Raw genomic sequence first — 16,238 nt, forward strand, 5'->3', positions numbered from 1 at the left:
TCTCCGGACCAGGTCGCAGTCAGGACCGAACGGATGAGCCCAGACGATCTGCGCGACTGGCTCCGGCTGCTGTCCTGCGTCTCACGCGGCGCCGCTCGCCGGCTGCTGGCGCGCCATGGCGGTCCAGGCGCCGCCCTGGCGGCCGGTCAGGCCGGCTGGGGGCAGGCGCTCTCGGCCGAGGAAGCTGAGCGGCTGCGCAGCCCGCCCACCGAGCTGGACCGCCTCGTGCGCCGGACCCAGGCGTGGCTCTCCGGCAGCGAGCGGCGCTCGATCCTGCTGCTCAGCGACACCGATTACCCGTTCGCGCTGCTCAACACGGCCGACCCGCCGCTGATGCTGTACCTCGACGGCCGACGCGAGCTGCTGGGGCAGCGCTGCGTCGCCGTGGTCGGGAGCCGCCGGCCCAGCCCCCAGGGCGACGAAAACGCGCGCCACTTCGCCGCGGGCCTGGGAGAAGCCGGGTTCTGCGTTGTGTCCGGCCTCGCGCAAGGCATCGATGGCGCGGCCCATGAGGCGGCGCTGCACACGCCCGGCGGGACGATCGCCGTGCTCGGCACCGGGCCGGACCAGGTCTACCCGCTCGGTCACGCCGAACTTTCCCGCCACATCGCCCGCCGCGGACTGCTGGTCAGCGAGTATTTCGTCGGCACGCCGCCAATGGCGCCGAACTTTCCGCAACGCAATCGCATCATCGCGGGCCTGTCTGAGGGCTGCCTGGTCGTGGAGGCGGCGCTGAAGTCCGGCTCGCTGATCACCGCGCGGCAGGCCTCGGAAGCGGGCCGCGAGGTGTTCGCGATCCCCGGACCGATCCATGCTCCCCAGTCCAAGGGCTGCCACCACCTGCTCAAGCAGGGCGCCTGCCTGGTCCAGGAGCTGGACGACCTGCTCGCCGAGCTGCCGGCGCGGGGTTCGCCACGCGAGGCGGCGATTGACCCCGAGCCGGAAGCGGACGCCGAGGCAACGCCAGAACCCTCCGCAGTCCAGGACGACCACCCGCTGCTCCGGGCCATCGGCCGGGACACCGTCTCGCTCGAGCAGCTGTCGCAGCGCAGCGGCTGGCCGCAGGACGAGCTGAACGCCACCCTGCTGGACCTGGAGCTCGAGGGCCTCGTCGCCCGCCTCCCCGGCGCGCTGTTCCAGCGCCGTCGCCGGGCCTGAAGCATCCGTGGATGTCGACCTCCGCCGGGGCTCATTTCGGCCGGAAGGGCTTTCGGGCGGTCGGTTATAGTGCCCGCCATGTTCGACGTGCTCGTCTATCTGTACGAAACCTACTGGCGGCCCGACGCCTGCCCGGATCACGCCCAGCTGACCCGGAAATTGTCGGCAGTCGGCTTCGAGGATGACGAAATCCGCGACGCGCTGTCCTGGCTGGACGGCCTGGCCGCCTCGGCCCAGTCGCACCACGGCGAGCCCGGCGAGCGCAGCCTGCGCATCTATACCCGCGAGGAGCAGGAGCACCTGGGCGAAAGCTCCGTCGGCTTCATCAGCTTCCTGGCCTCGGCCGGCGTGCTGCCGACCGCGATGCGGGAAATGGTGATCGACCGCGCGATGGCGATCCCCGGCGGCCCGCTGGACCTCGAGGACCTGAAGATCATCGTGCTGATGGTGTTCTGGAGCCTGGGCGAGGAGCCCGACGCGCTGATCCTCGACGAACTGTTCGTCGCGCCCGAAGAGCGCCTGATCCACTGAACCGGGCGCCAGCGCTCAAAAAAGAAACCAGCCCCGCATCTCGCGGCGCCGGTTTTTTTCATTAGGGCGCCGGCAACAGCGCCCCGCCCCCACCCCGCCCTCACCCGCCCTCAGGCGAGCAGCCGGCTCGGATCGACCTCGAGCTTGGCCAGCGCGTTGCGCGTCGCCTTGACGGTCAGCGATTCATCCTGGGCGGGCAGCATCAGCCCGGCCTGCAGGAAAGCCGCCAGGCGGCTCAGCTGGAACAGCACGCCCCGCCCCTGCGGCGAGACGAACAGGATCAGGTGGTGCCGCAGCCCGCGCCAGACCAGCTGGACCGGCTCCACCCGGCCCCGGTAGTCCAGCATGTACCAGCTGCCCACCTGCAGCTCGCGCGCCCAGGCCAGCATCGCCGGCGTCGGCGCGGCGCCGCCTTCGGCCACCACTTCCAGTCCGTCGCACTCGTGGCTGGACAGGTCGCGCACCAGCGTCTCGTTGATCTCGCCCGCCTCGGGCGACGGCAGCATCGCCTCCAGCGTCTCGAGTTGGCTCATCAGGTCGTCCAGGCGCTCGCGCGGGATCGCGGCGGTCTTGGCGGTGAAGGCCGCCGCCAGCGCATTGTTCAGCGAACGGATGTGCTCATCCTGGCGCTCATGGCCCATGCCCGCGTGGCCCATGCCGTCGCGCAGCGTCTTGAGCAGCGGCGGCAGGCGCCGGATCACCTCGGCCCGGTCCTCGCGCGACACCTTCGCGCTGGCCGACCAGATCAGGTCGGCCGCGGCGCGCTTCATCGCCTTGGTCTGTTCGGCCTGCGGCCCGTAGCGCACGCCGGTCACCGCCAGCACGTCGGCCCAGACCTGGAACAGGAAGTCGCGCACGCCGTCCTGCACCGGCACCTCGGACAGCATCTTGCGCAGCTCGATCGTGTACTGGATCGCCAGCGTCTCGCGCTGCTCCACCTGCTGCGCCAGCGACACGCCCTTCTTCGAGACCTCGTTCTCCTGCTCGAAGTAGTGGTCGAGGAATTTCTCGAACTCGGTCAGCACCGTCTGGAACACGCGCCGGCCGGTGTCGGGATAGGCCTCGACGACCTGCACGACGCGCTTGATCTCGCGCTCCAGCGCGTCGCCGATCTCGGCGGTGGACGTGCTGAAGCCCATGACGCAGGAGCCCATCCGGTCAATCAGGCGCCGCGCGGGGTGGTCGTCGGTGGCGAAGAAGTCGGGCTCGCCCACGGCCACCCGCAGCACCGGCATCTGCAGCCGCGCGAACCAGACCCGGATCGCCGGCGGGATGCGCTCTTCCTGCAGGATGGCCTGGAAGAGCAAGGCGACCAGCTCGATGGTCGCGCGCTCGGCCGGCGTGTCGGCGGCGCTCTTGAGGACCTGCTTCAGCGCCTGGTTGCGATGGCGGATCTCGTCGAGCGCCTGCGGCGCCGTCAGTTGCTGGTCCACCGTGGCGACCTGGTCGGCGCGGCGCTGCACCGCTTCCTGGGCATGATTGATTGCGGCGCTCAGGCGCGGTGAACCGCCCCGAGTGACCGGGCCGGCGCCCGACATGCCCGACGCACCGACCGGCGCCGCCGGCAGGCCGCTGCGGGTCGCCGGTCCCGGCATGGGCATGCCGGACCGCGCCGGCGCCTGCGCGAGCTCCGGCACGTGGCGCGCGAGCACCCGCTGCAGCTGCGCCATCACCTGCTGGGCCGACTGGCTGGCCGGGGTGCCGACAGGCACCGCCGGGCCGCCGGCCTGCGCACCCAGCGGGGCGCCATGGGCCGTCGCCTGCGGCGCGATGCCGCCATGCGCGGTGGCCGGCCCCAGCGGCGCGGCCTGCGTCATCCCGCCGGCCGGCGCGTTGCGCCGGATGAAGGGGCGCAGGTCCACCTCGGGCATCACGCCCTGCTGGATCAGCCAGTGGTTGGCTTCGTGATAGGCCTCGTTCAGCAGCTGGGAGAACTCGTGGTGCAGCCAGCGCTGCAGCATCTGCCAGACGGAACTGCTCAGCCCCGCCTCGAACCAGGCATCGAGCACCAGCCGTGACAGCACCTGCGCGCGCAGCAGGTCCTGCTGGGCCAGGTCCTCGACGCGCTCCAGCGACTGCATGCGGTTGCGCAGGTCGCTGAACTCCCAGCTGGCCTTGTCCATCATGGCCAGCGCGAGTCGCGAGGCGATGATCTCGCGCTCGATCGTGTCGTCGCTGACCAGGGACAGGTTCTGGGGGCGGGAGGAGAGCGACGCCGAGCGCGAATCGCCGGTGCCGTGGTGGTACGCATGCCGCAGCGACTTGCCCAGCCGCGCATGCCAGGGCGTCGAGGCGCGCTGCCAGGCGTCGTAGGCATCGCGGCGGGCCATCTGCAGCGAGTGCTCGGCCGGCTGCGAGAGCAGGTCCTGCACCGCCGTGGTCAGGACCGCCACCATGGCGGGCAGCCCTCGCAGCAGCACCTCCGTGTGGACGCGCCGCGCTTGCGAAGCCAGGGCCTGGGATCTTGCGTCGGCGGCGGTCATCGAGCGTGAGGTTGAGGAGTGCGGACGACTCTACTACACGACCGCGCCGGCGTTGGGGTCGTCCGGATCGCCCTGCTTGGCGGGGCCGGCCTTGACCAGGTCCTCGCGCTTGACGCCCAGCCACATCGCGATCGCCGCCGCGACGAAGACCGACGAGTAGATGCCGAACAGGATGCCGATGGTCAGCGCGACCGCGAAGTAGTGCAGCGTCGGGCCGCCGAACAGCAGCATCGACAGCACCATCATCTGCGTCGAGCCGTGCGTGATGATCGTGCGGCTGATCGTGGACGTGATCGCGTGGTCGATGACCTCGTGCGTGTTGAGCTTGCGGTACTTGCGGAAGGCCTCGCGGATCCGGTCGAAGATGACCACCGACTCGTTCACCGAGTAACCCAGCACCGCCAGGATCGCCGCCAGCACCGCCAGCGAGAACTCCCACTGGAAGTAGGCGAAGAAGCCCAGGATGATCACCACGTCGTGCAGGTTGGCGATGATGCCGGCCACGGCGAACTTCCACTCGAAGCGGAAGGCCAGGTACAGCATGATGCCGATCACGGTGAAGCCCAGCGCCATCGCGGCGTCGTGGGCCAGCTCCGCGCCGACGGACGGGCCGACGACCTCGCTGCTGGTCAGCTTCAGCGGCTCGGCGCCGTTGACCGCGCAGGCCTGCTTGCTCACCGACTCCCCTTGCGGGGTGACTTCCTGGTGGGCCACGACCTTGCCCTGCTCCGCCTTGCACAGCTCGCCGAAGACGCGGTCGACCAGCTCGGTCTGCTTGACGTCGGGCTTCACCGGCAGGCGGATCAGCACGTCGCGCGAGGTGCCGAAGTTGGTCACCTGGATCTCGCCGAAGCCCATCTGCTCGACGATGTGACGGGTCCGGTTGACGTCCGCCGCCTGCGCGTACTGGACCTGGATCACCGTGCCGCCGGTGAACTCGATCGAGAAGTGCAGCCCCTTGGTGACCAGGAAGAACACCGCGGCGACGAAGGTGAGGAAGGACACGGCGTTGAGGATCAACGCGTGCTTCATGAACGGGATGTCCCGTTTGATTCGGAAGAATTCCATGGCGTTGTGCGCTCTCTTCTCTGCGGGGGGCCGGGGCGCTCAGCGCGCCTCGGCGGCCGGGGCGTCGCCGTCCGGCGTGCCGGGGGTGGCGTCCGGCTTCCAGACGGTGCCGATGGACACGGACTTCAGGCGCTTGCGACGCCCGTACCAGAGGTTGACCAGCGCGCGCGAGAACATCACCGACGAGATCATCGAGGTGATGATGCCCAGGCAGTGCACGACCGCGAAGCCCTTGATCGGGCCGGAGCCGAAGGCCAGCAGCGCCAGGCCTGCGATCAGCGTCGTGACGTTGGAGTCCAGGATGGTGGCCCAGGCGCGCTCGTAACCGGCGTGGATCGCCTGCTGCGGCGCCATGCCGGCGCGCAGTTCCTCGCGCACCCGCTCGTTGATCAGCACGTTGGCGTCGATGGCCATGCCCAGCACCAACGCGATGGCCGCGATGCCGGGCAGGCTCAGCGTAGCCTGCAGCATCGACAGCACCGCCAGCAGCAGCAGCAGGTTGAAGCCCAGCGCCACCGCCGAGAACACGCCGAACATCATGTAGTACAGGCACATGAAGATCGCCACGGCGACGAAGCCCCAGGTGACCGACGCGATGCCCTTGTCGATGTTGTCCTTGCCCAGCGACGGGCCGATGGTGCGTTCCTCGATGATCTCCATCGGCGCGGCCAGCGAGCCGGCGCGCAGGAGCAGCGCGCTGTCGCTGGCTTCCTGCGCGGACATGTTGCCGCCGGTGATCGAGAAGCTGTTGCCCAGCTCGCCGCGGATGACCGGCGCGGTCACGACCTGGCCCTTGCCCTTCTCGAACAGGATGATGGCCATGCGTTTGCCGATGCTCTCGCGCGACACGTCCTTCATGATGCGGGCGCCCTTGGCGTCGACCTTCAGGTTGACGGAGGGCTGGTGGTTCTCGTCGAAGCCGGGCTGGGCGTCGTTGAGGTTGTCACCGGTCAGCACCACCTGGCGCTTGACGATGATCGGGGCGCCATCTCTTTCGGTGAAGCGCTCGGTGCCGAAGGGCACCGGGCCGGTGCCCGCCAGCGCGGCCTGCGCCTCGGCACTGTCGTCGACCATGCGCAGCTCCAGCGTCGCGGTGCGGCCGATGATGTCCTTGGCCTTGGCCGTGTCCTGCACGCCCGGCAGCTGCACGACGACGCGGTCGCGGCCCTGCTGCAGGATCACCGGCTCGGCCACGCCCAGTTCGTTGACCCGGTTGTGCAGCGTGGTGATGTTCTGCTTGATCGCGGCGTCCTGGACGGCGATCTCGGCCTTGGGCGTGAGCGAGCCGCTCAGGCGCAGCTCGGTGCCGGCGCCGGTGGCGGTCCAGGCGAAGTCGGGCACCTGCTCGCGCAGCAGGTTCAGCGCCTGCGTGCGGGTGGCCTCGTCGCGGAAGTTGATGGCGACGTCGTTGCCTTCGCGGGTGATGCCGGCGTGGCGGATGTTCTTGTCGCGCAGCATGGTGCGGACGTCGGAGGCCATCGACTCGGCCTTCTTCGTCAGCGCGGCCTTCATGTCGACCTGCATCAGGAAGTGGACGCCGCCGCGCAGGTCCAGGCCCAGGTACATCGGGAATGCATGCAGCGCGGTCAGCCAGTCGGGGCTGCGCGAGACCAGGTTGAGCGCGACGATGAAGGTCGGGTCGGAGGTCTCGTTGCCGTTGAGGGCCTTGGCGATCGCGTCCTTGGCCTTGATCTGGGCGTCGGTGTCATGGAAGCGGGCGCGCACGGAGCCGGCTTCCAGATGCACGAAGTCGGGCGTGACGCCGACCTGCTGGATCGCCTGCTCGACGCGCTGCCGGACGGCGTCGTCGACCTTGACGGTGACCTTGGCGCTGGACACCTGCACCGCCGGCGCTTCGCCGAACAGGTTGGGCAGCGTGTAGATCAGGCCCACGAGCAGCGCCACGACGAGCAGCGCGTACTTCCACAGCGGATAACGGTTCATGAGGAGATCCTCTGAAAACCAGGCGCCTCGCCCTTCCGCGCTCGGCGTCGGGCCGGCGGGCGCCACTGAAAGCGGACCCGGCCGGTGCGGGGCACGGGCCGGGTCGTCAGGGAGCGGTCACGCGGATCGAGCGGATCGCGCGGGCCGCCCCGGGTCGGGTTGTCGGATTACTTCGAGACGGTGCCCTTGGGCAGGACCTGCACGACCGAGGTGCGCTGGACCTGGATCTCGACGCCGGAGGCGATCTCGACGGTCAGGTACTGCTCGCCGATCTTGCTGACCTTGCCGAGCATGCCGCCCGCGGTGATGACCTCGTCGCCCTTGGACAGGGCCTCGACCATCGCCTTGTGCTCCTTCTGGCGCTTCATCTGGGGACGGATCATCACGAAGTACATGACGACGAACACGGCCACCAGGGGCAGCATCTGCAGGAAGCCGCTGGTCGGGTCGGCCGAGGCGGCGCCCGCGGTCTGGGCAAAAGCGTTGGAAATAAACACGTCGATATCCCTCAGGAAAGGCGTTGGCGCGAGCCCGGAAGCCGGAGCGCCGCCGGGCGCGAGGCCCGGACGTACGGAAGAACCGGTGATTGTATGCGGCCCGTCCGGCCGGCCCGGCGCCCGCCGGACGCGGATTTAACTGGGGTTGACCTGCGCAAAGTCAATCCAATACCGTCCCGGGAAGCCCGCCGGGTGGACCTGCGATGATCCGCACCCATGACTTCGGACACCCTCGAACTGCAGGACGTCGAGAAACGCCGCCAGGCGGACCAGGCCTATGACGCGATCGAGACCCTGATCGCGACGCTGCAGTTGCGCCCGGGGGCGCCGGTGGTGGAGTCGGAGCTGATCGCCCGCATCGGCCTGGGGCGCACGCCCACGCGCGAGGCGCTGATGCGGCTGGTCGCCAGCGGCCTGATCGCGCAGCAGCCGCGCCGCGGCCTGCTGGTGAGCGACATCCCGCTGGCCGAGCACCTGGACCTGCTGGAGGCACGCCGGCCGCTGGAGCGGCTGATCGCGTGCTGTTCGGCGCGACGGGCCTCGCCGGCACAGCGCTCGGCGCTGCTGGCCTGCGCCGGGCGCATGGCCGAGGCGGCCGAGCGCCAGGACCTGGAGGCCTACATGCGGGTCGACCAGCAGCTCGACCGCGTCAACCATGCGGCCTGCCGCAACCGCTACGCGGTGGCGGCGGTGCTGCCCATGATCATCCAGTGCCGGCGCTTCTGGTACGCGTACCGGCACCTGGGTGACGTCGCCAGCGGCGCCCGGGCCCACCAGCGCCTGGCCGAGACCATCGCCAGTGGGGACGGCGAGGCCGCCGCCGAGGCCTCCGACGCCCTGATGGCGCACTTGCGCAACTTCACGCAACAGGTGATCGCATGAATGTCCTGCCCACCCCGGCCCGGCTCGTCGACGCGCATGTCGGCGGCGTGCTGACCCGCATCGTCGTCAGCGGCGGTCCCGCGCTGGCCGGCACGTCGATGACCGAGCGGCTGGCGACCTTCAACGCCGGCCACGATGCCTGGCGGCGCGCGCTGACCGGTGCGCCGCGCAGCGCGCCCGGCACGCAGGCCGCGCTGCTGACCGAGCCCGAGCGGCCCGGCAGCCTGGTGGGCGTGCTGTTCCTGGCGGCCACCGGCCCGGTGGCGCCGACGCCGGACGGCCTGGTCGCGGTGCTCGCCGCGCTGGCGCACGTGGGACGCCTGCGGCCGGGCCCGGTGCGGCTGGACACGCCCGAGGGCACGATCGCCGCGAGCTTCGCGCTGGACGGCAGCGTGCGCTTCGACGATCCGGCGCTCCAGGCGCCCGAGGGCCGCGGTCACATCCTCTTCGACGGCACCCTGGTCGCGGAGCCGGACGACCCGCTGGCCTGGGGCGCGCCGGCGGCGGCATCGCCGGGCGCGGCCGCGGTCGGCGGCGATTGAACCGGCCGCGGGCGGATCCGGTGGGACAGCTGGCCCGGGCCGCGACGGATGGCGGTCTTGCCGGGGCGGCTCATCGCAGGCTCACCCGGGCGACGCTGATCTGCGTCGTGCCATCGGGCAGCGGCTTCACCGCCACGACGCGGAAGTCCTTCGGCAGGCCGACCTTGTAGAGCCGGCCGCCGGCGTCGGGCTTGTCGTCGTCGCAGGTGAGCGGACCGCCGTCCCTGGGCTTGCCGCGAGGCGCATCGGCCGCGCCGCAGTCGAGTGGCGTGCCGTAGCGCGCGAGCGCGCGGCGGTAGAAGCGGCCGACGCGGTCGACGTCGTCCTGGCTCTGGAACTTGCCCGCTGCCAGGCGCATGCCGAAGAGGCCGCCCCACAGGCTCATCCGGACGCCGGACTTGTCCTCGTCGCGATCCTTGTAGGGCACGGCGCCCGGATACAGCGGCGTCTCGAGGTCGACGCCATCGGCCTCCTTCGCGTCGAAGGTGATGCCGGCGCTGAAGCCCTCCGAGGGCGGCGGCGGTGGCGGCGCCGGTTGAGCGCAGGCGCCGAGCGCCAGCGTGATCGCCGACAGCAGCAGCGCGTTGCGACGATGCCGGCCGGCGGGGCCGGTCGCAGTATGGCGGTCGGAAGAGGTGGACATCGGGCGCTCCGTGGTTCGCTGAATGCGGCGCACTCTACGAACCGACGCGACGCGCGGCCTCCCCGCGGCGACGGACTGCATGACCGGCGGGACGAAGCGCAGCCGTGAAGGAAAGCCCGCATGAAGTCCACATGAGGTCCCCGTGAGACCCATGCGAGGCCCACGCGAGGCCCGCGTCAAGCCGCCTGAACTCAGCCGCGCCGGCGCAGCGTCCACAGCGCCGCGGCGATGAGTCCGACGCCCGCCAGCTGCGCCGGCCCCAGCGCGCGGCCGTAGACGAGCCAGTCGACCAGCACCGCCGTGCCCGGATAGACGAACTGCAGCACCGCGATGCGGCCGGTGCCCAGGCGCGCCATGCCGGCGTAGAGCATGACGTAGGCCAGCCCGGTGTGAAGCACGCCCAGCCCCGCCAGCCACCCCCAGGCGGCGCCCCAGGCCGGCCAGCCGTGCATCAGCGGCCAGGGCAGCAGCACCAGCGCGCCGACGACGCACTGCCCCGCCGACAAGGCGAAGGAGCCGGCGCGATCGGCCTCGACCTTGGCGATGAAGCTGGCGGCCGCATAGCTGATCGATCCGAGCAGGCACATCAGCACGCCGGAGACGTAGCCGGGCAGCTCGCTCGCGCGCCCGCCGGCGGTGGCGCCGAAGGCCTCGTCCGCGATGCCGGTGGCCAACGCCAGCCCGCACAGCGCCACCGCCGCGGCGAGCCACTGGGCGCGGTCCACGCGCTCGCGCAGCCAGAACGCGCCCATCGCCATCAGCCAGAAGGGCTGCACGTGGAAGACCACGGTGGACACGGCGATCGAGCAGCGCGGAATGGCCGCGAAGAACAAGCCCCAGTTCAGCACCGTCAGCGCGCCGACGGCGATCACCGCGACCAGCGGCCGCCCCCGCAGCCGGAAGAGCTCCCCCAGCCGGCCGCGCGCGGCGCCCCAGAGCAGCAACGCGGCCAGCCCGAACACGCAGCGGAACCACACGGTCGTGGCCGGGTCCTGCGCCGCCTCTTCGACGAAGACGCCGATGGTGCCGAGCAGCAGGCCGCCGCCGATCATGAGCAGTTGGCCTTCGCGCAACCGTCTGACGGGCGCGCCCAGTCCGGGGTTCGCGACAGTGCCGGGCGTCATCGCGGACTCCATTGCGAGCGCCATCGCAGGCGTCATCGCAGGTGCCATCGCGGACGCCACGGTAGGCGTCGGCGTCACGCCGGGCGTGGAGTCGTACAGGGGCCTGGCGGCGTCGGCACCGGCCGGTGTCACGGCGACACGGGATGGGACGAATGAAGTCATGCGGCGAGTCTGCGGCTAGGACGACCGGCAGCAAAGCGAATCCTTTTCACGCTTAGCATCACGGATTCGAATGCTCGCCCGGGCGGCGGAGGATGGGATGTCGTCGACCGACCTTCAACTGGACTGGCTGCGCGCCTTCGTCGCCGCGGTGGATGCGGGCTCGCTGACGGCGGCCGGGCAGTGGGTGCATCGCTCGCAGTCGGCGCTCAGCATGCAGATCGCGAAGCTGGAGCGCGCGGTCGGACAGCCCGTGCTGGTGCGCACGCCGCGCCGGCTCGACCTCACGCCCGCGGGCCGCGAGCTGCTCGGCCATGCGCGGCGCCTGATCGCGCAGCACGACGAGGCGGTGCAGGCGCTGCGGCGCGAGACGCTGCACGGGCGGCTCACCATCGGCGTGCCGGAGGACTACGCGGTGCCCTACCTCACGCCGGTGCTGCGCGACTTCGCCGGGCGCCACACCGCGGTGGAACTGACGCTGGTCTGCCAGCAGTCGACGGTGCTGATCCCGCGGCTCGCGCGTGGCGAAGTCGATGTCGCCGTGGTCACGCGCGATCGCGCCGGACGCGGGCAGCCGCTGTTCGAGGAGCCGCTCGCGTGGTTCGGCGCTCCGCGTTTCGAGGCCTGGCGCCAGACGCCGCTGCCAGTGGCCGTCTACGAATCGGGCAGCCTCGCGCGCAAGGCGGCCCTGGCGGCGCTGGCCGCGTTGAAGCGGCCCTACCGCATCGTCTGCGACAGCGCGAGCCCCGCCGGCATGCTGGCGGCGGTCGAAAGCGGTCTGGCGATCGCGCTGTTCACGCGCTGCAGCGTGCCGGACGGCATGGAGCTGCTGGACGAGCGCCATGGCATGCCGCCGGCCACCTCGCTGCCGGCGATGTCGGTGGTGCTGATGCGGAGCAAGGCCTCGGCCGGGTCGGCGGCGGCGGACGCCTTCGCGGGCCAGGTCTTGCGCACGCTGGCGCGCAGCCGCAGCGGCTCGACTATGCTGCGCCGATGATGCTGCTCCGCGGGCTGCGGCCGCTCCTCCTCCTGCTGCTGGCCGGCGTCGCGCTGGCGACCGGGACTCACGCCTGGGCCGCCGAGCCGCTGAGGATCGGCTCGAAGCGTTTCACCGAAAGCTACATCCTGGCCGAGATCCTCGCCCAGACGGCGCGGGCCGGCGACCCCGCCGCCGCGGTCGAGCTGAAGCAGGGGCTGGGCAACACGGCCATCGTCCATGCGGCGCTGAAGGCCGGCAGCATCGATGTCTACGCCGAATACCTCGGCACGATCGAGCGCGAGATCCTCGGTCATGCGACGACCGGCGCGCCGCTGGCGCAGTTGCAGGCCGAGCTGCGGCCGCTGGGGTTGGCGATCGACGTGCCGCTGGGCTTCAACAACGGCTACGCGCTGGCGATGCGGTCGGCACGGGCGCGTGCGCTCGGGCTCACGGCGGTGTCGCAGCTGAAGGGGCAGCCGGCGCTGCGGCTGGGGCTCAGCAACGAGTTCCTGGGGCGTGCCGACGGCTGGCCGGGGCTCTCGCGGCGCTATGCGTTGCCGCAGACGCCGACCGGACTCGATCACGGGCTGGCGTACCGCGCGCTCGCCGACGACCAGATCGATGTCACCGACGTCTACACGACCGATGCGCAGATCGCGGCGCTCGACCTGACGGTGCTCGCCGACGATGCCGGTTTCTTCCCTCGCTACGACGCCGTGCTGCTGTATCGCGTCGACCTGCCGCGCCGGCACCCGCGCGCCTGGGCAGCGCTGCAGACGCTGCGCGGGCGCATCGACGAGGCCGCGATGATCGCGATGAACGCGCAAGCGGAAATCCAGCGGCAGCCGTTCGACGCGATCGCGCGAGCTTTCCTCGCCAAACCGCGCAGTCAGGCGGGCGGCGCGCTTGCCGCTGCGTCGGCATCGGCATCAACGCCCGCATCGGCGTCCTCGCCCAGGCTCGAGCCGGGCGTCGGGCGCTCGACGTCCGGCCTGTGGGCTCGCATCGCGGGACCCGACCTCGGCCGGCTCACCGCGCAGCATCTGACGCTGGTGCTGGGCGCCGTCGGGCTGGCCGCGCTGGTCGGCGTGCCGCTCGCCGTCGCGCTGCATCCATGGCCGCGCTGGCGCGAGGCGCTGCTGGCCGCCTGCGCGCTGCTGCAGACGGTGCCGTCGCTGGCGATGCTCGCGCTGCTGATCTGGGCGATGGACCGGATCGGGCCGGTGCCGGCGCTGGTCGCGCTGACGCTCTACGCGCTGCTGCCGGTGCTGCGCAATTGCACCGTCGGGCTCAGCGAGGTGCCGCAGGGGCTCACCACCGCGGGGCGAGCGCTCGGCCTCACTCGCGGCCAGGTGCTGCGCTCGATCCAGCTGCCGCTCGCGCTGCCCGTCATGCTGGCGGGCCTGCGCACGGCCACCAGCCTCTCCGTCGGTACCGCGACGATGGCCGCCTTCATCGGTGCTGGCGGCTACGGCGAGCGCATCGTCACCGGCCTGGCGCTGAACGACCAGGCGCTGCTGCTCGCCGGCGCGCTGCCCGCGGCGGCGCTGGCGCTGGTGCTCGAGGCCGCGTTCGGCGTGATGGGCTGGTGGCTGGCGAGACGCCGGCGCGGCTGACGCCGTCGGCGGCATGGCCTGGAGGCCGAGCGCTCAGGTGGGTGAGCCGGCGCCGAATTCGCTGTCCATGGCCGCATAACAGCGCTGCTGCGCGGCGGACCAGTCGCCCAGCTGCGCGGGCTGCAGCCCCGGCTGCATCAGCTGGCGCAGCGCGACGGCCTGGGCCTGCCGCACCAGCACCGCCAGGACCGCCGACGCCGCGCCGCGCCCGGGGCGAGGCGCGAGCGCCTCGGCGACCTGCGGCGGGAAGCCCCAGTGCTCGACGATCTGCGCGGACCAGGTGGCCGTCAGCGGCAGCAGCTGGCGATGCAGACCCTCCCGATCCAGCGGCGGCACCGAGGGCGCCGACATCGCATCCAGCACGCGCAGCAGGGCCATCAGGCCGAGCTGCGAGCTGAGCCCGGCCAGGTAGGCGGCGAACTCATCGTCCCCGGCGTTGGCCAGCCGCCGCGTGGCGAAGGCGGTGCGTTCGCTCAGGTCCCAGAGCAGCGTGCCGGCCCGACTGCCGTAGCGGCCCTTGCCCTGATGGAAGATCGGCCGCATCGCGGCGCCCATCACCAGTTGATCCAGGCCCTGCTGACCCAGCACCGTCACCGCGCCCGACAGGTCGGTGATCTCGCGCTCGGGCCGGTAGCGCGGCGAGTTGGCCAGCCGCATCAGCTCGCCGACCAGGCTGGGATCACGCGACAGCAGCTGCACCAGCTCCGCCCGCGCGACATCCGGCCGGCGCGCCAGCCGCATCAGCTGCGGCAGCACCGCCGGCAGGCGCGGCAGCTGGTCGGCCCACTGCGAGCCGCGCTGCCCCTGCAGGCGCTGCATCAGCCCCTGCTCGCCGGCGGACGGCGGCACGTCCTTGAGCCGCGACAGCCCCAGCAGCCGCGCGCTGAACTGCAACCACTCCGGCGAGGCCTCGAGCGCGGGGAAGACGATCTCGCCGCCGGTGTAGACCGCCGTCTGGGTCGACACCTGGCTGGGCCCGTGCGAGTGCGCCGACGCGAACGGCTGCGACGGCGGTGAGGCGGCCGCGCCCGGTCCCGCCGGTGCGGCGGACGGGGCCGCCGGCCGCGCGGTCGAGTCAGCGGAGGAAGCAGGCCGGCCGGCCGACGCGGCATCGCCGGAGCCGGACAGCAGTTTGCGGAGGGAGGACAGGAGCGCCATGGTGGGAAGTCGGCGGATTATGGTGGGCACCGCCCGCGCGCGTTCCGGCCAGCCCGCGTCACTCCCCCGATTCGGGGTGGGCGCGGCGGTGACGACGGCTTTCGCGACGCGTGTCGATTCCGGCTGGCGCCGTTCGTCGTCTGCAGGTGACCCACCCTCGACCGAAGGAGATTGCGATGACTGCTTCCGTATCCGCCGTCCCCGCCGCGACCGGCGCGACGCCCTACCTCACCATCCGTGGCGCCGCCGCCGCGATCGATTTCTACCAGCGCGCCTTCGGCGCCAAGCTCGAGTTGCGGCTCGACGCGCCGGACGGCGTGATGCATGCCGAGCTGAGCGTGGGCGGCGCGAAGTTCATGTTGACCGAGGAGCGCTCGCACTGCGGCGCGCTCAGCCCCTTGAGCCTGAACGGCAGCGCCACGACGGTGGTGATCTACGTGCCCGACGTCGACGCGACGGTGAAGACCGCCGAGGGCGCCGGCGCCAAGGTGGAGATGCCGGTGGCCGACCAGTTCTGGGGCGACCGCATGGGCGTGATCGCGGATCCGTTCGGCCACAAGTGGATGGTCGCCACCCACAAGGAGGATGTCTCCGAGGCCGAGCTCAAGGCGCGCATGGCCCGGATGTTCGCCGAGGGCCAGCCGGGCTGACGCCCCGCCGGCGTGCGCCGCGACCGGCCTCGCGCGGTGCCGGCCAGGTGCGGCGGGCTCAGTGCGGCGGGCTCAGTGCGCCTGGCGGCTCGCGCCCAGGTAGGTCTCGATGACCCGCGGATCCTTGGCCAGGTCCGCAGCCTTGCCTTCGAGCGCGATCTCGCCGGTCTCCAGCACGTACCCGTAGTCGGCGACCTCGAGCGCCGCGCGGGCGTTCTGCTCGATGAGGAGGATGGACACGCCGGCCTCGCGCAGCTGCGCGACGATGCGGAACACCTCCTTGACGATCAGCGGCGCCAGGCCGAGGCTGGGCTCGTCGAGCATCAGCAGCTTGGGCCGCGCCATCAGCGCGCGCCCGACGGCCAGCATCTGCCGCTCGCCGCCGGACAGCGTGCCCGCCAGCTGCGCGCGGCGTTCCTTCAGGCGCGGGAACAGCGCGTAGACGCGCTCCAGTTCATCGCGCCAGTCCTTCAGGCCCAGGCGCATCGGCCGGAAGCCACCGAGCACCAGGTTGTCCTCGACCGACATCGTCGTGAACAGCTCGCGCTTCTCCGGCACCAGCGCGAGGCCCTTCATCACGCGCTCCTCCAGGCCCAGGGCGTTGACGTCCTCGCCGTCGAACAGCACCTGGCCGCGCGCGGGCAGCACGCCCATCAGCGCATTGAGCGTGGTGCTCTTGCCGGCGCCGTTGGGGCCGATCACCGTGACCACCTCGCCCTGGCGCAGCCGCAGGTCCAGCCCGGTGAGCACCTCCGCGCGCCCGTAGCCGGCGTGCAGGCCGCTGACCTTCAACAACTCGCTCAT

The 16,238-nt window shown here is 71.6% G+C and carries 15 protein-coding genes; 7 read left to right on the plus strand and 8 right to left on the minus strand.

The window, feature by feature from the left end; all coding sequences use genetic code 11:
• Nucleotides 1–33: 33 nt before the first annotated feature.
• Both dprA and FHT37_RS16490 read left to right on the plus strand, forming a co-directional pair.
• On the plus strand, nucleotides 34–1,158 hold the full coding sequence (gene dprA, locus FHT37_RS16485) for a DNA-processing protein DprA (protein ID WP_183482937.1): 1,125 nt from the start codon (nucleotides 34–36) through the stop codon (nucleotides 1,156–1,158).
• 78 nt (nucleotides 1,159–1,236) lie between these two features.
• Nucleotides 1,237–1,689: a DUF494 family protein gene (locus FHT37_RS16490; RefSeq protein WP_091727970.1), complete on the plus strand. Its 453-nt coding sequence runs from the start codon at nucleotides 1,237–1,239 to the stop codon at nucleotides 1,687–1,689.
• A 110-nt stretch (nucleotides 1,690–1,799) separates the two neighbouring features.
• Here FHT37_RS16490 and FHT37_RS16495 read toward each other — a convergent pair whose 3' ends face one another.
• The 4 genes from FHT37_RS16495 to yajC form a co-directional block, all read right to left on the minus strand.
• A complete protein-coding gene (locus FHT37_RS16495) occupies nucleotides 1,800–4,172 on the minus strand; it encodes a DUF1631 family protein (RefSeq protein ID WP_183482939.1) in 2,373 nt (790 codons plus the stop codon).
• A 33-nt stretch (nucleotides 4,173–4,205) separates the two neighbouring features.
• A complete protein-coding gene (gene secF, locus FHT37_RS16500; RefSeq protein WP_091727976.1) occupies nucleotides 4,206–5,240 on the minus strand; it encodes a protein translocase subunit SecF in 1,035 nt (344 codons plus the stop codon).
• 39 nt (nucleotides 5,241–5,279) lie between these two features.
• The gene (gene secD / locus FHT37_RS16505; RefSeq protein ID WP_183482941.1) at nucleotides 5,280–7,184 is read right to left on the minus strand and encodes a protein translocase subunit SecD; all 1,905 of its coding nucleotides are present in this window, start codon (nucleotides 7,182–7,184) and stop codon (nucleotides 5,280–5,282) included.
• A gap of 167 nt (nucleotides 7,185–7,351) precedes the next feature.
• Nucleotides 7,352–7,681, minus strand: a complete 330-nt coding sequence (gene yajC, locus FHT37_RS16510; RefSeq protein ID WP_183482943.1) for a preprotein translocase subunit YajC — start codon at nucleotides 7,679–7,681, stop codon at nucleotides 7,352–7,354.
• A 216-nt stretch (nucleotides 7,682–7,897) separates the two neighbouring features.
• Between yajC and FHT37_RS16515 the strand changes: the two genes are divergently transcribed.
• Entirely contained in the window at nucleotides 7,898–8,563 is a 666-nt protein-coding gene (locus FHT37_RS16515) for a GntR family transcriptional regulator (RefSeq protein ID WP_091727985.1), read from the plus strand.
• Nucleotides 8,560–9,105 (plus strand): proline racemase family protein, encoded by a 546-nt coding sequence (locus FHT37_RS16520; protein WP_091727988.1) that lies wholly within the window; start codon nucleotides 8,560–8,562, stop codon nucleotides 9,103–9,105. Before FHT37_RS16515 ends, FHT37_RS16520 begins: the two co-directional genes overlap by 4 nt.
• Nucleotides 9,106–9,175: 70 nt before the next feature.
• Here the strand turns inward: FHT37_RS16520 and FHT37_RS16525 are convergent, their stop codons facing one another.
• Together FHT37_RS16525 and FHT37_RS16530 are read right to left on the minus strand one after the other, a co-directional pair.
• Entirely contained in the window at nucleotides 9,176–9,748 is a 573-nt protein-coding gene (locus FHT37_RS16525; protein ID WP_183482944.1) for a hypothetical protein, read from the minus strand.
• Nucleotides 9,749–9,939: 191 nt separating this feature from the next.
• Entirely contained in the window at nucleotides 9,940–10,872 is a 933-nt protein-coding gene (locus tag FHT37_RS16530; RefSeq protein ID WP_255489712.1) for a DMT family transporter, read from the minus strand.
• A 259-nt stretch (nucleotides 10,873–11,131) separates the two neighbouring features.
• Here FHT37_RS16530 and FHT37_RS16535 point away from each other — a divergent pair, with 259 nt between their 5' ends.
• Entirely contained in the window at nucleotides 11,132–12,028 is an 897-nt protein-coding gene (locus tag FHT37_RS16535; protein ID WP_147242263.1) for a LysR family transcriptional regulator, read from the plus strand.
• Nucleotides 12,025–13,626, plus strand: coding sequence for a glycine betaine ABC transporter substrate-binding protein (locus tag FHT37_RS16540; protein WP_183482948.1), 1,602 nt, complete (start codon nucleotides 12,025–12,027; stop codon nucleotides 13,624–13,626). The genes FHT37_RS16535 and FHT37_RS16540 overlap by 4 nt, the downstream gene beginning before the upstream one ends.
• A gap of 33 nt (nucleotides 13,627–13,659) precedes the next feature.
• Here FHT37_RS16540 and FHT37_RS16545 read toward each other — a convergent pair whose 3' ends face one another.
• A complete protein-coding gene (locus FHT37_RS16545; protein ID WP_183482950.1) occupies nucleotides 13,660–14,784 on the minus strand; it encodes an HDOD domain-containing protein in 1,125 nt (374 codons plus the stop codon).
• Nucleotides 14,785–14,960: 176 nt separating this feature from the next.
• Here FHT37_RS16545 and FHT37_RS16550 point away from each other — a divergent pair, with 176 nt between their 5' ends.
• Nucleotides 14,961–15,434 carry a VOC family protein gene (locus tag FHT37_RS16550; protein ID WP_183482952.1) on the plus strand — a complete coding sequence of 158 codons (474 nt, stop codon included), beginning with the start codon at nucleotides 14,961–14,963 and terminating at the stop codon, nucleotides 15,432–15,434.
• Between the two features lie 72 nt (nucleotides 15,435–15,506).
• Here FHT37_RS16550 and FHT37_RS16555 read toward each other — a convergent pair whose 3' ends face one another.
• Entirely contained in the window at nucleotides 15,507–16,238 is a 732-nt protein-coding gene (locus FHT37_RS16555; protein ID WP_091728011.1) for an ABC transporter ATP-binding protein, read from the minus strand.

Source organism: Mitsuaria sp. BK037 (assembly GCF_014193045.1).
Taxonomy (GTDB): domain Bacteria; phylum Pseudomonadota; class Gammaproteobacteria; order Burkholderiales; family Burkholderiaceae_C; genus Roseateles.